The organism is Pseudorhodobacter ferrugineus DSM 5888 (assembly GCF_000420745.1).
Lineage (GTDB): Bacteria > Pseudomonadota > Alphaproteobacteria > Rhodobacterales > Rhodobacteraceae > Pseudorhodobacter > Pseudorhodobacter ferrugineus.
The window spans coordinates 43,641-65,266 of sequence record NZ_ATVN01000012.1 but is presented as its reverse complement, the minus strand read 5'-3'; the positions used below and the strand labels follow the sequence as shown (position 1 = coordinate 65,266).

11 protein-coding genes and 2 pseudogenes are annotated in these 21,626 nt (G+C 58.5%); 6 read left to right on the top strand and 7 right to left on the bottom strand.

Features of this window, described 5'->3' with window-relative positions; genetic code table 11:
- Positions 1–80 precede the first annotated feature (80 nt).
- The 3 genes and pseudogenes from G560_RS19165 (at position 81) to G560_RS20665 (ending at position 5,175) form a co-directional block, all read left to right on the top strand.
- On the top strand, positions 81–1,481 hold the full coding sequence (locus G560_RS19165) for a LysM peptidoglycan-binding domain-containing protein (protein WP_022704524.1): 1,401 nt from the start codon (positions 81–83) through the stop codon (positions 1,479–1,481).
- 129 nt (positions 1,482–1,610) lie between these two features.
- Entirely contained in the window at positions 1,611–3,407 is a 1,797-nt protein-coding gene (locus tag G560_RS0111840) for an ABCB family ABC transporter ATP-binding protein/permease (RefSeq protein WP_022704523.1), read from the top strand.
- 219 nt (positions 3,408–3,626) lie between these two features.
- Positions 3,627–5,175: pseudogene (locus tag G560_RS20665) on the top strand (IS3 family transposase).
- Between the two features lie 44 nt (positions 5,176–5,219).
- On the opposite strand, the gene G560_RS20345 reads toward G560_RS20665, so the two are convergent.
- The 3 genes from G560_RS20345 to G560_RS0111810 all read right to left on the bottom strand — a co-directional run bounded on the left by G560_RS20345 (position 5,220) and on the right by G560_RS0111810 (position 11,290).
- The gene (locus G560_RS20345) at positions 5,220–6,161 is read right to left on the bottom strand and encodes a calcium-binding protein (RefSeq protein WP_022704522.1); all 942 of its coding nucleotides are present in this window, start codon (positions 6,159–6,161) and stop codon (positions 5,220–5,222) included.
- A gap of 147 nt (positions 6,162–6,308) precedes the next feature.
- Complete coding sequence (locus tag G560_RS19140; protein ID WP_022704521.1) at positions 6,309–10,058, bottom strand: efflux RND transporter permease subunit; 3,750 nt, start codon at positions 10,056–10,058, stop codon at positions 6,309–6,311.
- Positions 10,055–11,290 (bottom strand): efflux RND transporter periplasmic adaptor subunit, encoded by a 1,236-nt coding sequence (locus tag G560_RS0111810; RefSeq protein ID WP_022704520.1) that lies wholly within the window; start codon positions 11,288–11,290, stop codon positions 10,055–10,057. The genes G560_RS19140 and G560_RS0111810 overlap by 4 nt, the downstream gene beginning before the upstream one ends.
- Positions 11,291–11,579: 289 nt before the next feature.
- Here G560_RS0111810 and G560_RS0111800 point away from each other — a divergent pair, with 289 nt between their 5' ends.
- From G560_RS0111800 to der, 3 genes are all read left to right on the top strand, one after another.
- Entirely contained in the window at positions 11,580–12,239 is a 660-nt protein-coding gene (locus G560_RS0111800) for a hypothetical protein (protein ID WP_028914028.1), read from the top strand.
- 108 nt (positions 12,240–12,347) lie between these two features.
- Entirely contained in the window at positions 12,348–13,730 is a 1,383-nt protein-coding gene (locus tag G560_RS0111795; RefSeq protein ID WP_022704517.1) for an outer membrane protein assembly factor BamB family protein, read from the top strand.
- A 60-nt stretch (positions 13,731–13,790) separates the two neighbouring features.
- Positions 13,791–15,269 carry a ribosome biogenesis GTPase Der gene (gene der / locus G560_RS0111790; RefSeq protein ID WP_022704516.1) on the top strand — a complete coding sequence of 493 codons (1,479 nt, stop codon included), beginning with the start codon at positions 13,791–13,793 and terminating at the stop codon, positions 15,267–15,269.
- A gap of 45 nt (positions 15,270–15,314) precedes the next feature.
- Here the strand turns inward: der and G560_RS0111785 are convergent, their stop codons facing one another.
- From G560_RS0111785 to G560_RS0111770, 4 genes and pseudogenes are all read right to left on the bottom strand, one after another.
- Positions 15,315–17,402, bottom strand: a complete 2,088-nt coding sequence (locus G560_RS0111785; RefSeq protein WP_022704515.1) for a dipeptide ABC transporter ATP-binding protein — start codon at positions 17,400–17,402, stop codon at positions 15,315–15,317.
- A gap of 90 nt (positions 17,403–17,492) precedes the next feature.
- A pseudogene (locus G560_RS19980) lies at positions 17,493–18,666 on the bottom strand (ABC transporter permease).
- A 13-nt stretch (positions 18,667–18,679) separates the two neighbouring features.
- Complete coding sequence (locus tag G560_RS0111775) at positions 18,680–19,762, bottom strand: ABC transporter permease (protein ID WP_022704514.1); 1,083 nt, start codon at positions 19,760–19,762, stop codon at positions 18,680–18,682.
- A 132-nt stretch (positions 19,763–19,894) separates the two neighbouring features.
- The gene (locus tag G560_RS0111770) at positions 19,895–21,553 is read right to left on the bottom strand and encodes an ABC transporter substrate-binding protein (RefSeq protein WP_028914026.1); all 1,659 of its coding nucleotides are present in this window, start codon (positions 21,551–21,553) and stop codon (positions 19,895–19,897) included.
- Positions 21,554–21,626 lie beyond the last annotated feature (73 nt).

Here is a 21,626-nt window from a genome sequence, read left to right as displayed (position 1 = left end):
GCAATAAAGGTTGCTTTACGCGGTGATATCGGGGTTCTTGTGAAAGGGGAAGTGTGCAGGCAAAGGGCAAGGATACGGGGATGGCTGGTTTCAAGGGCGCTGGCGGCAAGGCTCCTGCCATATTTGGTGGCGGTGCGGTTGCTTTGGGCTTGGCGATTGCTGTGCTGTATTTTTTGCCTGAACAGGAATTCGGGCCTGATACAGCCGCGCCAATGTCTAAAACCGCTCCCGCCCCTGCAACGGACCCTGCGCCAAGGGTGGTGCCACAAGGGGACGCGCAGGTTGCAAACCTTGGGCCCGACGCTGTCGATACCAAAGAAGCTGTGCCTCCGATGGCTCCCCGCTTTGACCTTGTTCGTATTGAAAAAGACGGATCTGCGTTGATCGCGGGGCAAGCTGCATCGGGCAGCGGGGTGTCCGTTCTTGTGGATGCGGCCATTGTTTCAACCGTGGTGGCGGATGGGGCGGGCGGCTTTGTGGCCTTGTTCGATTTGGCCCCCAGTCTCCAGCCACGCTTGTTGACCTTGCGGATGCGTTTGCCGGACGGGCAAGAGGTGGCATCCGAAGAACAGGTCATTCTGTCGCCAGATGATATCGTGCCGCCGGCTGTTGCCGATCTCGTTCCGGATGTCTTGGCCGCGGCGGCCTCCGGAAAAGCGCCCGAAACCGGCCCAGAAACCGCATCCGTTGCAGCGGCGACTATCGGCACAAATGCCATTGCTGCGGGCACAGCACTGGCCTCTGATACTGCCGTTGAAACGGCTGCCCCCCTAGCCATTCTGGTTGGGCCAGAAGGGGTGAAGGTTCTGCAAGACGCAACGGACGCCGATCCTGCAACGCGCCCGACAGTCAGCATCGATGCGATATCTTACACTGCATCTGGTGCGGTGCAATTGGGCGGTCGAGCGGTTGCCGGGGCTTTGGTGCGGCTGTATTTGAATGATGCATTCCTGACCGATTTTGCCGTAGGGCAAGATGGTGGATGGGGCGGCGTTTTGCCTGATGTCGCGGCGGGCATCTATACGTTGCGCGCGGATCAGATTGGTGCAGACGGCAAAGTCACGGCGCGGTTTGAAACCCCGTTCCAACGCGAAACCCGTCAGTCCTTGGCCGCGTTGTCCGCCCCACCTCCGGCACCCGTCGCCGCGACAACCGCCCCTGCAAACTCGGCGCCCGTCGCCGCCGAACCGGCCCCTATCACCCCGGCACAATCTGACACTGTCACAAGCCTTACGCCCCCATCCGCGGCCGCGCCTAACCTTGCGGAGGCCCCTGACCCTGCACCAGTGCCGCCCGCTCCCGTTTCGGTCACGGTTCAACCCGGCTTTACCCTTTGGGCCATTGCGCAGAACCAATTCGGCGATGGGGTGCAATATGTGCAGGTCTATGAGGCGAACAAAGACCGCATTCGCGACCCTGACCTCATCTATCCCGGACAGGTTTTCACCTTGCCTGACCCATCTGCTGCCGCGTCGCGCTAATCGCCCCTTGCCCTCTGGCCATTGCCTGCGTAGCGGATTAGGTAAGGTCCCAGATATATGAGGGACCGAATGCGCAGGACCACAAGTACCGTCACCAGTGCCGACGCCAGCAATACCGAAGCACCGGCAATGCAGACCATCCGCCGGGTTATCCCTTATCTGTGGCCAAGCGATGCGCCTTGGGTACGCCGCCGTGTGGTGATTGCCCTGTGCCTTTTGGTGATGTCCAAGATCATATCGGTCTCGACGCCGTTTTTCTATAAGGCGGCGGTGGATTCCTTGGCAGGCGAGGCCCCAAGCGCGAGTGCGTTGCTGATGTTTGGCGCGGTTGGCCTGACCATCGCTTACGGCGTGGCGCGGCTCAGTGCGGTGGCCTTTGGCGAATTGCGCGACGCGGTGTTTGTGCGGGTCGGTCAACGCGCCTTGCGCAAACTGGCACTAGAAACCTTCACCCATATTCACCGCTTGTCGATGCGCTATCACATCACGCGCAAAACGGGCGGGCTTAGCCGGATCATTGAACGTGGTGTCAAAGGCGTGGACTTTTTGCTCCGCTTTATGCTGTTTTCCATCGGGCCGTTGATTTTGGAACTGTCGATGGTGGCCGTGTTGTTTGCGGTGCTGTTTGGCTGGCAATACATGGTCGTCGTCGTGGTCACGATCACGCTTTATGTCATGTTCACCTTTAAGGTGACCGAATGGCGCGTGAAAATCCGCCGCCAGATGAACGACCAAGACACCGATGCCAACCAAAAGGCGATCGACAGTCTTTTGAACTTTGAAACCGTAAAATATTTCGGCGCTGAACTGCGTGAGGCAAACCGCTATGACGGCGCGATGCAGCAATATGAGGTGATGGCCGTCAAAACGGGGCAAAGCCTGTCGTTTTTGAACTTTGGCCAATCGCTGATCATTACCTCGGGCCTTGTGATCGTTATGGTCATGGCGGCGATGGGCGTGCAGCAAGGCATTCTGACCGTGGGCGATTTTGTTATGGTCAACGCCTATATGATCCAGATCACCATGCCGCTGAACTTTCTGGGCACGGTGTACCGCGAAATCCGGCAGGCCTTGGTCGATATGGGCGAAATGTTCGGCCTGCTTGGCCAACCGACCGAGGTGAAAGACAAGCCCGACGCGCCTGATTTGCAGATCAAGGGCGGTGAAGTGGTGTTTGACAATGTGGTGTTCGCCTATGACCGTGAACGCCCTATCCTGAAAGGGGTGTCGTTCACCGTGGCCCCCGGCCAGCGCATCGCCCTTGTCGGCCCGTCCGGTTCGGGCAAATCGACCGTGGGGCGCTTGTTGTTCCGGTTTTACGATGTCGTGGGCGGGGCTGTGCGTATTGATGGCCAAGACCTGCGCGACATTACCCAAGACAGCCTGCACGCCCAAATCGGCGTGGTGCCGCAAGACACCGTTCTGTTCAACGACACCGTGCGCTATAACATCGCGTATGGCCGCCCCGAGGCAACCGAGGCCGAGGTGATTGCCGCCGCGCGTGCTGCCAAAATCCATGAATTCATCCTGTCACTTCCCGATGGCTATGAAACCACTGTGGGCGAACGCGGTTTGAAACTGTCGGGCGGGGAAAAGCAGCGTGTGGGTATCGCCCGCACCTTGCTGAAAAACCCGCCGATTTTGTTGCTGGACGAGGCGACTTCTGCGCTGGATACCCAAACCGAACGCGATATCCAAGACAGCCTGCTTGCTATGGGCGAAGGACGTTCCGTGATCACTATCGCGCACCGTTTGTCGACCATCGCCGATGCCGATCAGATTATCGTGCTTGAGGCAGGCAATATTGTGGAACAAGGCACCCATGATCAGCTTTTGGCCAATAGCGGCCGCTATGCTGCGATGTGGGCGCGCCAATCGTCCGAGGAAGAAGAGGCCGCAGCAGGCGGCGCTGCACAGGCCATCTAACGCAAAAAAACGCGGCCCTTTGCATGGGGCCGCGCTTTTGATGTCACTATGTCAAATCCCTATAGCGTTTCGACTTTAACTTGACCCAGCATACATCACATAACGCGCCCCAATCTTTGATTTCAGGCAGCGTTATGTGGGCAAGGTTTAAGTCGAAAGGGGGTGCGGACGAAAACGTGGACCATCTTGGAGAAGTTCACGTATCGCTACGAAGAGCGAATGCGCGCGGTTGAGCTTTATATCAAGCGCGGCAAGCGCGTGCGGGCCACCATCCGTGAGTTGGGGTATCCATTGAAGAATGCCATGAAGGGCTGGCATCGAGACTATGAGCGTCGGCAGGATTTGCAGGTCCGTTCAGTGCCGCGCCCGCCCAAATTCTCGGCGGCACAAAGGCGGGTGGCGGTAGAGCATTATGCCAGCCAAGGGCGCTGCATTTCATGGACGCTGCGGGCCTTAGGCTATCCAGGCCGGGCCACGCTGACTGCTTGGGTGCGCGAGGCCTTTCCCGAGGCCGGGACGGTTTCCACCGAGGCATATGGAGGAGGAAATCACTCTGACGCGTGAGGAAAGCTGCTGTGGTTGGACTTTATAGTCATCAAGAAAATGCGCAGGCTTTGGCAGAAAAGGTCGGAGTTAGCAGGCCAACGCTGTATGCTTGGAAAAATCAACTCCTTGGCCCAGTTCCTTGGCCCAGATCTTTGGTCCGGAGGCTCCTGCCACGATGAAACGCCAGAAAAGTGCATCCTTGGTTCCAGAGGCCGAAGAATTGGAATGTCAACGTGAAGCCCTGCTGTGCTGCATCCGCGAACTCCAGATTGAGCATGATTTGCTCAAGACAGCGCGTGAACTGATAAAAAAGGATCTTGGCGGCGATCTGCAGGGCCAGTGTTAAGTGTCACGGGGCAATCGGGAAAAGACCATGCTGATCGTCGCCCTAAAAAATCGGTATAAAGCACCGGCGCTGTTGGCCCGGCTGGGTCTCGCGCGGAGTTCTTACTTCTACCACCGGCTCGTATCACACTGGAAGATAAGTATCTTCCCGTGCGCCACGCCATGAAGGAGGCCTTGTGAGCGCAACCATCGCGGCTTGGGCTACCGTCGCCTCAGAGCCTCTATGACGCGGCACTCCATCTCGATCTCCGAGAAAGTGGTGCGGCGCCTGATGAAATGGTGCGCTTTGATCGTCCCAAAGCCCAAGCGGCGGCGTTACAGCTCATACTTGGGAAAGATTAGCCCCGCGCCGGGGAACATCATCAACCGTGACTTCCAGGCTTCCGCGCCCAATGAGAAATGGCTGACAGACATCATCGAGTTCCACATCCGCGCTGGAAAGGTGTATCTTTCTCCTATCATCGATTGTCTCAAAGGCCTCGTCATCAGTTGGGCCATCGGGATTAAACCGGACACCGACCTAGCAAACACCATGCTTGATGCAGCGGTTGAGACTATCGCTTACAGCGAAGTGCTACCCATAATCCACAGCGATCGCGGAGGCCACTATCGCTGGCCTGGCTGGCTGGAACGTATCGACGCAGCAAAGCTCGTCCGTTCGATGTCACGAAAGGCGAGCTCGCAAGACAATGCCGCATCTGAAGGCGTCTTCGGGCGCCTGACGACCGAGTTCTTCTATCCTCGTGATTGGCGGGCCCTCACCGCAGCCCAGTTTATTGACGAGGTTGACGCCTACATGCGCTGGTATAACGAAACACGCATCAAGATGTCCCTTGGTGGTCGAAGCCCAATCGAATACGTAAAAGCCTCGGCCTAATGCCGTGAAAACAGTCCAAGTTTTCGTCCGCACCCCCAAACGCTTTAGCGGCCAATGGGTGTCAGGGTGATTTGGTTCACCGTCAAGTTTTGACCACCGATCACATTGGCAATTGTCATGTCGTTGAACAGAACCAGCGTGCCTGTGTTGTCGGCGTTTTGCATCAGACTGATCACCGGCAAAATCTCTGCACCCAAAGCGTCACGCACGGGTTGATAGGTGATTTCAACACTATCACCGGCGGCATAGTCGTTCACTTGTGCCACCTCGGTCAGGTCGGTGCGGCTATGGTCGATCACAAATTCATCATCGCCCGCGCCGCCGACACCAACATCACCGGGGCCAAGGAACAAACGGTCATTGCCATCGCCGCCAACCAGCGTGTCGATACCGTCAACCACGGTCGATCCTTCGGCCGTTGAAAGACCTGGTGCCAAACCATACAGCACGTCATCGCCCGCGCCACCAAACAGCAAATCGGTCCCCGATCCGCCGCTCAGCACGTCATCATCCTCTTCGCCGTACAAAATATCATTGCCGCCGTTGCCGGTCAGCGTGTCATCGCCCGCGCCGCCATACACCGTGTCAAACCCGATGCCGCTATCAATTGAATCATCGCCATCCCCGCCATACGCAAGGTCGCGGCCATCGCGCAGGGTCATGGTATCGTTGCCCGCACCGCCCTCGACATAGTCGTTGCCATCGCTGCCGTCCAAGCTGTCATTGCCACCGTTCAAAAACCACGCCAGCACCTCTTCATCACCAGCGTTCAGCGTGTCATCGCCTTCGGTGCCAGTCACCACATTTGAATACAGCGAGGCATCAAACTCTCCCGGTACGGCTACGTCCTCATCGGGCGTTTCCTCCACGGGTGTTTCGTCAACAGGTGCTGCATCCGCGTCCGAGTCGTCATTGGTGAAAAGCCCAAGATCAAGACCCAAGGTGGTCAGAAACAGCAGAACAAAGGGTGCAATGACAGGATCCATTGGGGCTCGGCCTTCTGAGGAACAGTGACGATTGTTTCTCAGTACATATCAATAAAGATTAAAATGCGGCAGGCATGGGGCATGTCTATGGCCGTAGAGCGGGGCCGGATAAACGGGAGGGCGACCGTGCCGCCCCCCCGCCTGTCGTTATTCCGCGGCCCGCAGTGGCGGGTTTGGCACCCCTTGTATCGGCGTCTCGCCGTGTTTATTGTCTTGCACCCTGTTGGGTGCAGCCCCTGCCTCGTCCGCATCTTCCCAGATTATGACGGGCGATACGAGCTTGCTTGCGGCGCGGTTCACCGCAATGTCACGCGCCGCTGCACTGCCCGCCCCGCTGGACAAGGCAGACAGAACGGCAAAGCTACGATAGGCCCCAACCCCGAACCATACCCGCAGCGCCAACAGGGCAGGGGTAAAGATCAGGGTCAACACAGTCGCAATCCCAAGGCCGAACACTACGGCCGTGGCCAGCTGTTTCCACCAAAGTGCTGTCGGACTGTCGATGCTGTAGCCACCGCCGATGAAATCAAGGCTAAGGCCAAACATCATCGGCGCAAGCCCTGCCATCGTGGTGATCGTGGTCAGCAGCACGGGGCGGATACGCTGTTCGGCGGTGCGGATAATCGCCTCGATGCGTGGCATGTAGCGGCTGAACTCTTGATAGGTGTCGATCAGCACAATGTTGTTGTTCACCACAATCCCCGCCAGCGCCACAATCCCTGTGCCGGTCATGATGATGCTGAAGGTCTGGTCCATTACCAACATTCCGATCAGCACGCCTGTAGTGGATAACACCACCGCGATCAGCACCAGAAACGCGTTGTAAAAGCTGTTGAACTGCGCCAGCAGAATGATGAACATCAACCCCAACGCGCCCGCAAAGGCCTTGGACAGGAACGCGCCGCTTTCGGCCTGATCCTCTTGGTCGCCGGTCCATTCCCATTCCACACCTGCGGGCAGGGGCTGGGTGTCGGTCAGCCATTCCGTCAGCACCGCAATTCGTTCGTTCGCGTTGATCGGTTCGAAAACAATTTTGCTCCGGTCAATGCCATCCAACGGTTTAACCATATCTACCACGGCATAGCCGTAGTCGCCGCCCTGCAAATCCTGCGGTGTGGTAGAGTTTGCGTCGCGCACCTTTGCAGTGCCGATCACCGCCAAGCTGCCATCGGGCATCTGTTCCTTTAGCTGGACAAACCCAGGTGTCACGTCGGCCTTGATGTCATAATACCGCGTTTGGTCTACGCGGTCGATCCGCCCCAGCTTTTGCACAGGGGTGCGGGTGATAAAGTTGGACAAGGGCACCAAACCGTCGCGGGTCCGCACCTTGAGCGTGTCCAGCGTCGACAAAACGCGGTCCGCCTCGGGCAGCCGCACGCGGATCTCGATTTCTTCGTCCGAGCTGTCAACGCGCATCGTGTCCAGCAAAACCCCGCGCGTAACCAGCTGCACCATGCCGCCCACAGTCGCCACATCGGCGCCAAAACGCCCTGCCTTTTCCACGTCCACGTCGATCTGCCAATCAATTCCTGGCAGGGGGCGCGTGTCCTCGATGCCAAAGACCGAGGGCATGGTTTCAATCTTGGCACGGGCAATGGCCACAGCATCGGCCAGCGCGCCGAAATCATCGCCTTTCAGGCGCAAATGGATCGGCTTGCCCGATGCAGGCCCACGGCTTTGACTAAGGGATTCGGTCTGAATGCCTGGCAGTTCAGCCAATTTCGCCATGATCCGTTCCATCACCAGATCGCCGTCCAGTTCGGGGATATCGGCGCGGTCGGCCCAAGGGATCATTTCGACCTGCACTTGCCCAATCGTGTCCAACGGGGCCAGCGCACCACCGTTGTTGGAATTGAGGCCCCCCGCACCGGCAAAGGCAAAAGCGCTTTCTACCCCGTCCGTCGCCAGAATAATCTCCTCGGCCTGCCGCAGCAGCACGTCCTTTTCGGCTAGCGACAGGTTGCCCCGCGCGCGCACATAGACAATCGCCTGTTCGGTTTCCGATTCCACAAAGAACTCTACCCCTTTGGAATGGGTCCCAAAATAGCTGAAGGTAAAACCGACCACCGCCAACACGGCCACAATCGACACCACAGGCATCACCGGATTGCCCGCGATCGCCTTGGTGAAATAGCCAAAGGGCGTGCGCCGATAGGCCCCTTTGATCGCCCGTGGTTTGCGTTCAATATGGGCGGCGGTCATGGTGATAGAGGTCAGCGCAGCGCCCAGCAAAAACAGCAAAGCCCCCGGCACAACCGCCATAATCCCCGAAGGGGCAGCCGCGCCCAACAAATAGGACGGGTTCAACACCTGCATCGCGCCCAGAAAGATCATGTACATCGACGGCACAACCAACGCGGCGCGCAGCCACCATGGCAGGGGCTTTAGCAGCTTGGCGGCCCCATCAAACTTGCGGCTGATCCGGCCCGAAACGCCGCCCAAAACCGGCAAATACACCAGCGCCACGATAAGGCTGGCCGACAGAACAAAGATCAGCGTGACAGGCAACATCCCCATAAACTGCCCTGGCACACCTGGCCAAAACAGCATCGGCAAAAACGCACAAAGCGTGGTCGCGGTGGATGACACCACAGGCCAGAACATCCGCTTGGCGGCTTCGGTATAGGCGGCCATCGGGCCGGACCCTTCGGAAATGCGCGTGTCGGCGTATTCCACCACCACAATCGCGCCATCGACCAACATGCCAACGGCCAAAATCAGCCCGAACATCACAATGTTGGACACTGTAATCCCCATCACCGCCAGCAATACAAAACACAGCAAGAATGAGGTCGGAATAGCAAATCCAACCAGCAGCGCCGACCGTGTGCCAAGGGACGCCAGAACCACAATCATCACCAGCGCAATCGCGGTCAAAACCGACCCTTCCAGCTGGCTGACCATGCTTTCCACTTGGCTCGACTGGTCCAGCGACGCTTGCACTTGCACCGCCTCACGCAGTTCCGGCGGCCAGCTGGCGCGCTCCAACTCGACCTGACGGCGCACCTCGGCAGTGGTGTCGATCAGGTTGAAGCCTTTGCGTTTCACGACCTGCACAGCCACCGTGGTTTCGCCGTTAAACCGCGCCGTCCCCAAACGGTCCTCGAATGTCAGGCGAATATCGGCCAATTCGCCCAGCGTCACCACGCGGTCGCCGTTCACCTTGACCGGCAGCGCGTAAACCTGCGCGGGCGTCTTGAACGACGACGGGATTTTCACCGCATAGGCGCCGTTCGCCGTTTCCACCTCACCCGCCGCGATCAGCTGGTTGTTGTTGCGCACCACCGAAATCAGCTCGGCCGCGGTGACGTTATAGGCCTCAAGGCGCAACGGGTCGATCACCACCTCCAGCATCTCGTCACGGTGGCCCGCAAGTTCCGCCTTTAGCACGGCATCCATGCCCTCAATCCGATCCTGCATCGACTTGGCCGCGCGCAGCAAGGTGCGTTCGGGCACCTGCCCCGACAGGGCTACGATGATGATCGGAAATTCGGAAAAGTTGATTTCGTTGATCGAATATTTGTCAGCCCCCGCCGGAAACTTGCCTTCGGCGGTGTTCATCTTGTCGCGCACATCGGCGATGATCTTGGTCTTGTCCCAGCCAAATTCAAACTCCAGCGCCACGCCGCCATAGTTTTCCGATGCTGTGCCCGACATCTTTTTCAAACCATCAAGGCCGGACAGTTCGGTTTCCATCACCTTGACCAGCAAGGTTTCACTGTCAGCCGCCGAAATACCGGGGAAGGGGACAGAGACAAACAGCGCCGGAATTTCAATATCCGGTTCGCCCTCTTTGGGCAGGGAATAATAGGCAAAGCTGCCGACCAGCAGCGATAGGACCACAAAGGCCACAACCATGCGGGCGCGGTTGGCGGCCCAGTCGATGATACCGATCATTGGCCCACATCCTTATAGGTCGGGGTCACGGCGACACCGTCGATCACAAATTCTTGGCCCACCACGATCACATCCACCGTTTCGGGCAAGCCTTCCAGCCAGACCCCGTCCACCGTGTCGCGCTGCAAGGTCACCGGCATAAATTCAGCGCGCATTTCGGCATTGACCACTCGAATGCCCAAGCGACCATTGTCATCCAGCGTCAGCGCCGAGGCAGGCAGCAAATGTGCGGGTTTTCCCGCGGTGCCAATCATCAATTCAGCGGTTTGACCGTCCCGAATGTTCAAACCTTCATTGCCAACGGTCACTTCGACCCGAAAGGTGCGGGTCAACGGATCGGCAGACCGCGACAGGAACGTCACGCGCCCAACCGTCTCGCCCCCCGATGCCAGCCGCGCCTGCGCCATCGCGCCCACGCTCACTTTATCTACATCGGATTCGGCCAAAAATCCCACCAGTTTGATCGGGTCTAACTGGATCACCGTGGCGCAAGACGCACCGGGTTGTAGCAATGCGCCCAATTCGGCTGTGTCCGTTTCCAACAACCCGTCGAACGGTGCGGTCAATGTCAGCCGCTCTATGTCGCGTGTAGCTTGTTCCAAAGCCGCTTCGGCAGACCATATCCCTGCCGCTGCTGCCGATACACCCGAACTTGCGGAATTCACCCCCGCGCGCGCGCTTTCCACCGCCGCAGTGGCCCCCGCCACGCGGGTTTCCGACGCAAAGCCGCCTTCGTTAAGTTTCATGGCCGCTGTGCCATTGATCTCGGCCTCAACCAGTCGCGCCCGCGCCTCGACCAAGCGTGATTCCGCCTCGGGCAGGCGGCCTTTCGCCTCAATCAGCCGCGATTCTGCTTCTTTCAACTGCGCTTGGCGGGTGCCCTCATCCAGCACGCACAAGGCCTGCCCTTGGGTCACGTAGGCGCCGCGCCGCAAGGGTTCAGACACCACAAGCCCAGAGGTTTCGGATTTGACATCCACCTGACGGGCCGCTTCAGTGCGCCCGCGTGCCAAAATCGCGCTGTCAATTTGCTGGGCTGTGCTGCGCTGTGCCAAAACCGATACCTTACGCTCGCCTGTGTCATCCGTTGCATCGCCTGTTGCAACGGTTGGCACCGCCGCCACATCGGCCACATCGCCAGCCGCAAACGCCATCAGTTTTTCACGCTGAAAGACCAGTAAAAACAACGCAGCACAGACAATTGCGGCTGTGATAATCGGGAAAATGCGCATTGTTTGGCCTTTTGTGTTGGGCTACCGGTTTTGCGCCACAAAGGCCGCAAGGGTGCATTGGTGTTATAAGGTTTATACGCATAACTCTTTCGCGCAGATTAAACTTTTTGGCTGGGCACTGCAAGGCAACCACCCTTTTGTGCAATTGGGTCGCCACGCCCCTGTTCCTTTGGCTTTATGCATGAACATTCATAGGAAGACCGAGGCGAAGGACCGTGTAAAGGCGGGGCAGGGCTTGGCAAGCCCTTGGCCTTGCGTGTAAGACAGGGTTAAATAATTGGAGGCAGGCGTGAGCAACTCAGAAAGCTTCATCGAAGAGGTTACCGAAGAGGTTCGCCGTGACCGCTTGTTTGCGACGTTTCGCAAATACGGCTGGATCGCTATCTTGCTGGTTTTTGGCATAGTCGGGGGGGCTGCCTATACCGAATGGCAAAAGGCGACCGACGCAACCGAGGCAAAAGCCTTTGGTGACAGCATTCTGACAGCGCTTGATGCCGATAGCTCCGAGGCGCGGCGTACCGCTTTGGAAGGGGCCGCTGCAGCTGCCGATGGTAATTCAGACCGTTTGGCAATTCAAAAACTGTTGCTGGCCTCGGACCCGGCGGCCGACAAGATGGGGACACTGAAAGCGCTTGACGCGGTAGCCGCCGATGCAAGCGTTCCACAGATTTACCGCGATTTGGCGGCGCTGCGCCGTGTCATCGTGGCTGGCCCCGATATGGACATCTCGGCACGGCGTGCAGCCCTTGACCCCTTGGCCATTCCGGGCCGCGCCTTCCGCACCTTGGCACTGGAACAGATGGCCTTCCTTTCGGTCGAAGCTGGCGATACCGCGGCAGCCATCACCCAGCTGCGCGCGCTCTCGACCGACCAAGAGGCCCCCGCAGGTTTGCGCCAGCGCGCAACCCAAATGATCGAGGCTTTGGGCGGCGAAACCGAAAAAGGTTAAGGATAGGCAGGCCTCCCGACAATCTGGGCTTGCTTTGGGGGCGCGCCATATAGAACATACGTTTGGAACATGCGGCGAAACCGGCGCTGGACAAAGGGCAGACAACAGATGACCTCTTTTTCTAACACGCGGGCCAAAACGGCCAAATCTTACGGTGTCAAATCCCTGTGCCTTCTGGCCGGATTTGCCTTGCTCGCGGGCTGCGAAAAGGAACTGATCTTGCAGGGCGAACGGTTTAACGCCCGCGCGCCCTTGGATGCCAGCATCGGCGAAGAGGGCCAGCCCGCGCCCACCGACAGCTTTGGTCAGGTCGTGAACCAGTCGGTTCCGATCAGCATTCCCGCCGCGCGCGCCAATGCCGATTGGACCCACCGTGCAGATAACGCCCAACACCTAATGCCCAATGCCAGCCTGTCTGGCGCCCCCGCGCGGGTCTGGTCGGTGGCGATTGGCAGCGGCAACAGCCGCAAAAACCGTATCACCGCAGCCCCTATTGTTGCCGATGGTCGGGTGTTCACAATGGATTCCGCCTCGGGCGTCACGGCCGTATCTGCGGCAGGCGTGAAACTTTGGTCCGCCAGTGCCGCAGCTGTCGCGGCCAACGGGCCTGCGGTTTCGGGTGGTGGTCTTGCCTATGGCGCTGGCCTGTTGTTTGCCGCCACCGGCCACGGCGAAGTCGTCGCGATGAATCCTGCCAGCGGTACAGTCGTCTGGCGCCAAAAACTTGGCTCGCCCGCAGCGGGCACGCCAACGGTTGATGGTGGCATAGTCTATGTCGTCGGGCGCGATGCTGCGGCTTGGGCGATCAATGCCAAGGATGGCAAGGTTGAATGGCAAACATCGGGCACCCCATCACCAACCGGCATCGTCGGCTCGTCGGCCCCCGCTATCACAGCCACCACGGTTTTGTTCCCCTTTGGCAGCGGTGATGTTGTCGCAGCACTCAAGGCGGACGGTTCGCCGGTTTGGTCAGCCAGCATTGCAGGCAAGCGTTTGGGCCGAGGCTATACAGGCGTTACCGATATCGCGGGTGATCCGGTGGTTGACGGTGCCGTCACCTATGTTGGCAACCAATCAGGTCGTGTCAGCGCTTTGGAAACGGCCACGGGGTCGGTTCTTTGGTCGGGACGTGAGGCGGCCTACAGCGCGGTTCTGCCGGTTGGTGGCTCGGTCTTTCTTGTCTCGGACGAGGCAAAGCTGGTCCGCCTTGATGCCAGCACGGGCGAGGCGATCTGGTCCGTCGACATGCCCTATTTTGTTCCCGTCAAGGAGCGCAAGCGCGCCGAAATCACCGCCCATTACGGCCCTGTCCTTGCGGGCGGTCGCCTTGCCGTCGCTTCGGGAGATGGCGTGATCCGCCTTTTCAACCCGACCGATGGGGCGCTGGTGGGCTCGGTCGCCCTACCGGGCGGTGCAGCCTCATCTCCCGCTTTGGCTGGGGGTGTAATGTATGTGGTTTCGCGCAACGGGCAACTTCACGCTTTCCGTTGACGTCTAACCCGTGTATGGCCAGCCTTTGATGATCTGACTTCAGCCCCCGGAGGGGCCAAGATGAGCTTTACCCTCGCCATAGTAGGCCGCCCCAATGTGGGCAAATCGACGTTGTTCAACCGCCTTGTGGGGCGCAAACTGGCTTTGGTCGATGACCAGCCCGGTGTTACCCGCGACCTGCGCGAAGGCGATGGCAAGATCTTTGATCTGCGCTTTACCGTCATTGATACGGCGGGTCTGGAGGATGTCACCGATGACAGCCTTCAAGGCCGTATGCGGCGTTTGACCGAACGCGCGGTTGATATGGCCGATGTCTGCCTGTTTTTGCTCGATGGCCGCGTTGGCGTCACCGGCACGGATGAGGTGTTCGCCGATATTCTGCGCAAAAAAGGCGCGCGGGTGATTGTCGGCGTGAACAAATCCGAAGGCAAAGCCGGCGACGCAGGCGCGATCGACGCATGGTCGCTGGGCCTTGGCGAACCCTTGCGTATTTCGGCCGAACATGGCGAAGGCATTGACGATCTTTACCGCCTGCTGCGCCCCATCGGCGATGAATTCCGTGAACGCGCCGAGGCAGACGCCCCAATTGTCGACGTAGACATCCCCGAGGACGAAGCCGACCTAGAGGCCGACCCCGAGTGGCACAAGCCCACCACGGGCAAGCCGCTGCAAATCGCGGTGATCGGTCGCCCGAACGCGGGCAAATCCACCCTCATCAACAAGATCATCGGCGAGGACCGTTTGCTGACCGGCCCCGAGGCAGGCATCACCCGCGATGCGATTTCGGTGAAAACCGAATGGTTTGGCACCCCTACGCGGATTTTCGACACCGCAGGTATGCGCAAGAAAGCCCGCATCAGTGACAAGCTGGAAAAGATGTCGGTATCGGACGGCTTGCGCGCCGTGCGCTTTGCCGAGGTGATTGTGGTCCTCCTCGACGTGGAAATTCCGTTTGAACAGCAAGATTTGCGCATCGCCGACTATGCCGAAACCGAAGGTCGTGCCGTTGTCGTGGCGGTGAACAAATGGGACCTCGAAGGCGAAAAGCAGGAAAAACTGGCCGAACTGCGCGAGAGTTTCGAGCGCCTGTTGCCGCAGCTGCGCGGCGCACCACTTGTCACCGTTTCCGCCAAAACCGGCCGTGGCCTTGACCGTTTGCATGACGCAATTATCCGAGCGCATGACGTGTGGAACCGCCGCATCCCGACCAACCGTTTGAACACCTGGCTGGGGGCGATGACCGAAGCGCACCCGCCACCGGCCCCCGGTGGGCGCCGCATCAAGCTACGCTATATGACCCAAGTGAAAACCCGCCCGCCGGGCTTTGTGGTCATGTGTTCGCATCCCGATTTGATGCAAGAAAGCTATAAACGCTATCTGGTCAACGGCTTGCGCGACCATTTTGATATGCCGGGAACGCCAATCCGCATCATGCTGCGTGGGCAGGGTGACAAAAACCCGTTCAAGGACAAGAAATTCCACACCCCAAGCCGCTTGCGTAAACACAAAGCGTCAAAAGACCCGGATCAGCGGTTCTAAGACATATCAAAGGGGCCATTTGGCCCCTTTTTTAATGCGCAGATTTTACTCGGCGGCCATGGTGATAACGGGTTCCATCTCTGCCAATATCTCATCCGACAAATGGCATTTGATTTGATGTCCCGTTGCCAGATATTTGACTGGCGGCACTTCTTTATCGCACAGCCCGTTCGGCACCTGCGATTTCCAGCGGCAGCGTGTTTGGAACGGGCAGCCCGGGGGCGGGTTCATCGCCGACGGGATATCACCTTCCAGCACGATCCGCTTTTTGATCACCTTGGTGTCGGCAATCGGCACGGCTGACAGCAGCGCCTCGGTATAGGGGTGATAGGGCGGGCTGAACACCTGATCGGTGGTGCCCATTTCAACCACATGGCCCAGATACATCACCATCACCCGATCGGCGAGGTAGCGCACGATCGACAGGTCATGGCTGATGAACAGCAAAGTCGTGCGGTTTTTGCGCTGAATCTCCATCAGCAAATCGGTGACAGCCGCTTGCACCGACACATCCAACGCTGACACGGGTTCATCCGCGACCACGATTTTCGCATCGCCCGCAAAGGCGCGCGCAATGCCCACCCGTTGCTTTTGACCGCCCGACAATTGGCGCGGCATACGTTCGGCGAATTCACGCGGCAGCTTTACAAGGTCCATCAGCTCGAGCATGCGCGCGTGGCGTTCGGCATCGGAATTGCCCTCACCAAAGATTTCTAACGCCCGAATAATCTGACGCCCCACGGTCATGGACGGGTTCAGCGTATCAAACGGGTTTTGGAACACCATCTGCACCGAGGACACGGTATCAACCGCACGTTTCTCAATCGGGGTGTCCTGAATGTCTTGATTATACAGGAAAATCTTGCCGCTGGTGGCTGTTTCCAATCCCATCAACACCTTGGCAAAGGTGGACTTGCCACAACCGGATTCGCCCACAATCGCCAAGGTTTCGCCTTCGCGCGCCTCAAAGGACAGGGTTTCATTGGCCTTGACCACCTTTTGTGCGCCGCCACCAAACAGCGACCCGCCCGAAACCTCGTAATACTTCCGCAGGTCTTCCATTTTCAAAACGACATCACCTACGGGCGTTTTTTCAAATGTCTTGACCGCGGCCAAAGGCGCGTCCCAGTCAATTTCCGCAAATTTCACACAGCGCGAATGATGGCGGTCGCCGCCTGTCTCGCCCATGCGCACATCGCCCGCATCACAGCGCCCCGCCTCAAAATAATCGCAGCGCGGGCCAAAGTTGCACCCCTTGGGCCGTTCATGCGGCAGCGGGAAGTTCCCCGGGATCGCCACCAAGGGGCGCGAGTTTTTATCGGCCGTGGGCAAGGGGATCGAGCGGAACAAGGCCTGCGTGTACGGGTGGCGCATCTTGTCGAACACTTCGCCAACATTGCCGGTTTCCACCGCCTCGCCCGAATACATCACGCATAAACGGTCGCAAACATCCAGCACAAGCCCAAGGTTATGGCTGATAAACAGCATCGACGTGCCGTATTTCTTGCCCAATTCCTTGACCAGATCGACGATCCCCGCCTCAACCGTCACGTCCAGCGCGGTGGTGGGTTCGTCCAAGATCAGCAAGGCCGGTTTGGACATCAGCGCCATTGCAATAACGATACGCTGCTGCTGGCCGCCAGACAATTGGTGCGGATAGGCGTTCACAATGCGGTCGGGGTCGGGCAGGCGCACATCGGCCACGATTTGGCGTGCCAATGCCCAAGCATCGGTTTTTGACATGCTTTCGTGGATCATCGGCACTTCGGCCAATTGCGCGCCTACGGTCATGGCGGGGTTAAGGCTTGCCATCGGTTCTTGGTAGATCATTGCGATTTCAGAGCCGCGCAGCTGGCGCAGCTCTTCCTCGCCCATATTGGTCAGGTCGCGGCCTTTGAACTTGATCGAACCTGCAACGATTTTACCGTTCTTGCCCAAATCACGCATGACGGCCAGCGCCACGGTGGATTTGCCGCAACCGCTTTCGCCGACAAGGCCCATCGCCTCGCCTGCCATGACTGTGCAGGAAAAATCCATCACAGCAGGGATTTCACGCAAGCGCGTGAAGAACGAGATTGAGAGGTTGGTGATCTCAAGGATCGGTTGGGATGAATCCCAGTCAGGTTTTGTCATGGTCTTCTCCTTTGGCGGAGGGCTTGGGGCCGAGCGCCGGGGGCTGTCTGCCCCCGGACCCCCGAGGATATTTGTGCCGAAAAGAAAGCATCAGTCTTTCATACTTTCTTCGCGCAGGCCGTCGGCGAGCAGGTTGAGGCCCAGGACGAGGCTCATCAATGCGATGGCGGGCACGACTGCGGGATGCGGGAAGACCGACAGAAGGCGGCGGCCATCGTTGATGGTCGAGCCCCAATCGGGGGATTCCGGGCTGACGCCGAGGCCGAAGAAGCCGAGCGTGCCGAGCAGGATGGTGGTGTAGCCGATGCGCAGGCAGAAATCGACAATTAGTGGCCCGCGTGCGTTGGGCAGGATTTCCCATCGCATGCTCTTCCCATAGCATGATGTACCACGGCCCTTCGCCGCGCGTTTGGCCTGCGGCGACATAATCACGAGAGCGCAGATCCAGCACGATGCCGCGCACAATACGAAACACAGTGGGCGCGTTCACAAACACCACGGCGACAAAGACGTTCAGCATGTTCGGTGCCATCGACCAGACGCCCAAAGGATCGGCGTTAAAGGCAAGGCCGGAATAGGCCCAAAGGCCGATAACCAGCGTAATGCCGACGTAAATATTGCGGCGTTTCGGATCGGTAAAGAACCGGCTTTGGAATAGCGTAACCATAAAGATGATCGGAAAGATGAACAGGATCGCGGCCAGCACCACGGGAATACCGGTGTCGCGGATTTCCGGCGTGACCAGCAGATAGAACAGCAAGATCACCGGAAACGCCAGTACGAGGTTGGCCAGGAACGATAGCCCCGTATCCAGTTTGCCTGCGAAATAGCCGGCAGGCAGGCCCAAGGTGATGCCAACCATAAAGGCGAACAGCGTGGCCGCAGGGGCAATCGCCAACACACGGCGTGCGCCCATCACAACACGGCTGAACACATCGCGGGCAAGGTTATCGCCACCCAGCAGGTAAAAGGCATAGCTGCTGCCATCAGGGGCAGGGGTGCCTGGTGGTTTGTTTTTCATGCCCGACAATTGGCCCAGGGGGTCATGCGTGATGATGATATCGGCAAAGAATGCCGTATAGACCCAGAACATCACGATGCCAAACCCAATCATCCCCACAGTGCTGTCAAACAGCTTGCCGTAAAGGCCAAGGCGGCGGCGGTAGTGGATCGACGCTGCATAGGTGATGATCAGGGCGACCCAGACGGGCCAGAATTGGATAAACATACGGGCGAAAATACTGCCCCAGCCAATCGGTTCCATGTGGTGATCCTCCTCAGGAAATCCGGATGCGGGGGTTAAGGAAAGCATAGCCGATGTCGGAAATCAGCTGGGTGAAAAGCACCACGATCACAGCGACGACCGAACAGGACAACAACAGCTCGATGTCGTTGTTGCCCGCACCTTGGACCAGCGTCCAGCCAAAGCCTTTGTAATTGAACAAGGTTTCGACGATGACGACGCCGTTCAAAAGCCAGGGAAACTGCAGCATTATCACGGTAAAGGGGGCGATCAATGCGTTGCGCAGCGCGTGGCGAATAACCACTTCGCGAAAGCGCACGCCTTTCAGGCGCGCGGTGCGGATGTATTGGGCGGTCATTACCTCGGTCATCGAGGCCCGTGTCATGCGGGCGATATAGCCCATGCCGTACATTGCCACGGTAATGACAGGCAGACCAAAGTTCCAAAAGGTGATGTTATCCATCGCGCTGGTGGCAGTGCCTTGGAACAAGGTGCGCCCTTCGATCAGACCCATTTCGGCGAGAACGGGCGAGATGCCCACGGTCGCGCTTGCAAAAACCACGATCAAGATAACGCCTGATACATATTCTGGCGTAGCGGTTGTGGCGATAGCCACGGTCGACAGCACGCGGTCGGTCCGTGATCCTTCGCGCATGCCGGCCAGCACGCCCAAGGCCAGCGCAGATGGCACCATGACAATCATGACCCACAGCATCAACCAACCTGTGGCCCCCAAGGCGCGGCCCAAGATTTCGGAAACAGGGCGTTTGAACACAGTCGAGGTGCCCCAGTCGCCTTGCAAGACCCCGCAAAAGCTGGGGGCGCTGGCGGCAGGCGTACTGGCGCTGATACAACGGCCTGCGAGCTCACCATCAACCGTCTTGGTCCAACCAGGCATAACACCCAGCCATTGGCCGTAACGCACGACCAAGGGCTGGGTATAGCCGTTATTGTCCAACCAGCTTTCTACCTGTTCGTCGCTCATCCGCACCGACCCTTCAGAGCGCGCCAGCTTTTCAAGGTTGGGCGTCAGGTTGGTCAGCGAGAAAACGATGAACGTCAGGCAAATGGCGGTCAGAACCATAATGCCAAAGCGTCGGAGAAGAAACATTACCATGGGGCATCCTCCCCCTGCGCAGGGCAGGAGCTGTTGGACTGTTGCGCTGCGGGGCTATCGCCTTGCTGCACATATTGGAACGACAGAAAAAACGAGGAGGCCGGTTTGCCCCCCCCGTTCATGACCTTAAAATCAGGCCGCGATCCACCACTTGTAATGGTGATGTTCAAAGGTCGGGTGCATTTCGGCGCCCTTCACCTTTGGATCATAGTGACGGTACAGCGACCGCCAGAACGGCTGGATCAGAACACCCTGTTCTTGCATGATTTCCTGAATTCGCTTCATCACTTCGCGACGCTTGTCGGCATCTGCAATGGAATTGGCCTTGGCCAGCAGCGTATCGAACTCTTCGTTGCTGAAGGCGGCTTCGTTCCATGCCTCGCCCGTCCGGTAGGCCAGCGACAGGATTTGCACACCCAATGGCCGCATGTTCCATTCTGTTGCCGAAAACGGATACTTGGTCCAGCCGTTCCAAAAGGTTGCGCCGGGCAGAACAGTGCGCTTGATCTTGATGCCTGCATCTCGGATCTGGGCTGCAACCGCGTCGCAGGTCGCCGCTTGCCAGGCATCATCGACCGACTGCAATTCAAATTCAAAATCGGCCATGCCGGCTTCGGTGATCAGCGCCATCGCACCCGCCGGATCGGCCTTGAGCGGGGGCAGTTCGGCATATTCCGGGTGGATAGGGCAGACATGGTGGTTTTCCGCTACCGTACCGCGGTCGTTATACCCCAACTCCAGCACAATGCTGTTGTCCACCGCCATCGACAAGGCGCGGCGCACGCGCACATCCTTGTATTCCTCGGCGTCCTGATTGAACCGCACTGCCAGCGTCGAAGACGTCACGGCTTGGCTTTCTGTCCAGCCCAGCCCGCTCAGAATATCGACGAAATCGCCGGTGGTCTGATAGGTCGCGTCAATCTCGCCCGAACCGGCTGCGGCGACGGCTGCCGACGGATCTGTGCCAAGGTCGATATAGTCGATCTTGTCCAGATACGGGCCGCCATACACTTCGGTGCCCCACCAAACATGGTCTGCATTGCGTGTCAGGGTCTGGCGAACGCCAACCTCGTTTGTTTCCGGCAAATAGGGACCAGTCCCGATCGGGTTCGCCGATGGATCCCCGTTGTCATAGGATTTGTGCACCACACCAGCCGGATAATCTGCCATGCTGACAATGGTCGAAATGTCCGGAGCGCTGAGCTTGATGACAACGGTATGGCTGTCGACAACCGTGATCGCACCTTCGGCCGCCATCTTGGTTTCGGTATTCATCAAGGATGCCATGCGCCCGGCCATTGAATTGCCTTCAACATTGCCATCACACCAGCGGGTCAGATTATGGGCCACATCCTCGGCGGTGAAATCATCGCCATTGTTCCACGTCACACCTTTGCGCACGTTCAACGTGTATTCTGTCGCATCATCATTGGTGGACCAGCTGTCCAGCAACATGCCGCGCAACGACCCGTCGGCATTGTATTCCACCAGATATTCCAGCCAACCACGGGTAAAGCAGGCAATCTCGCTCCAATCGGCGGTGCGGGGGTCTTTCAGACCGCGGGTTTCCATTTGCATCCGCAGCGTGCCGCCCATCGTCGGGGTCTCACCCGCGGCCTGCGCTTCGGGCGCTGCAAGGCCAAGCAAGCCGTATGCGGCAGGGGCCGCGACGCCAAGCGCCGTTGCGCGGGTCAGAAATTCGCGGCGGCCCATCGTGCCTGCTGCCACTTCGCCCGCATAGGCCACAGCGGCCGGATGGGTGGGCTTGGCGATTTTTGTCATTTTAGTCATACATATCTCCCTTGTGAATTGTTCTGGCTCTAGGTTCGTCCTAGGCCAAGAATCGTTTTTATAGGTTGGCCCC

What these genes read in the sequence shown, in the direction of transcription:
- der (WP_022704516.1), top strand. Translation starts at nt 13,791, where the DNA reads ATGAGCTTTACCCTCGCCATAGTAGGCCGCCCCAATGTGGGCAAATCG.
- G560_RS0111770 (WP_028914026.1), bottom strand. Translation starts at nt 21,553, where the DNA reads ATGACTAAAATGACAAAAATCGCCAAGCCCACCCATCCGGCCGCTGTG.
- G560_RS19165 (WP_022704524.1), top strand. Translation starts at nt 81, where the DNA reads ATGGCTGGTTTCAAGGGCGCTGGCGGCAAGGCTCCTGCCATATTTGGT.
- G560_RS0111775 (WP_022704514.1), bottom strand. Translation starts at nt 19,762, where the DNA reads ATGGTAATGTTTCTTCTCCGACGCTTTGGCATTATGGTTCTGACCGCC.
- G560_RS0111810 (WP_022704520.1), bottom strand. Translation starts at nt 11,290, where the DNA reads ATGCGCATTTTCCCGATTATCACAGCCGCAATTGTCTGTGCTGCGTTG.
- G560_RS20345 (WP_022704522.1), bottom strand. Translation starts at nt 6,161, where the DNA reads ATGGATCCTGTCATTGCACCCTTTGTTCTGCTGTTTCTGACCACCTTG.
- G560_RS0111795 (WP_022704517.1), top strand. Translation starts at nt 12,348, where the DNA reads ATGACCTCTTTTTCTAACACGCGGGCCAAAACGGCCAAATCTTACGGT.
- G560_RS19140 (WP_022704521.1), bottom strand. Translation starts at nt 10,058, where the DNA reads ATGATCGGTATCATCGACTGGGCCGCCAACCGCGCCCGCATGGTTGTG.
- G560_RS0111840 (WP_022704523.1), top strand. Translation starts at nt 1,611, where the DNA reads ATGCAGACCATCCGCCGGGTTATCCCTTATCTGTGGCCAAGCGATGCG.
- G560_RS0111785 (WP_022704515.1), bottom strand. Translation starts at nt 17,402, where the DNA reads ATGACAAAACCTGACTGGGATTCATCCCAACCGATCCTTGAGATCACC.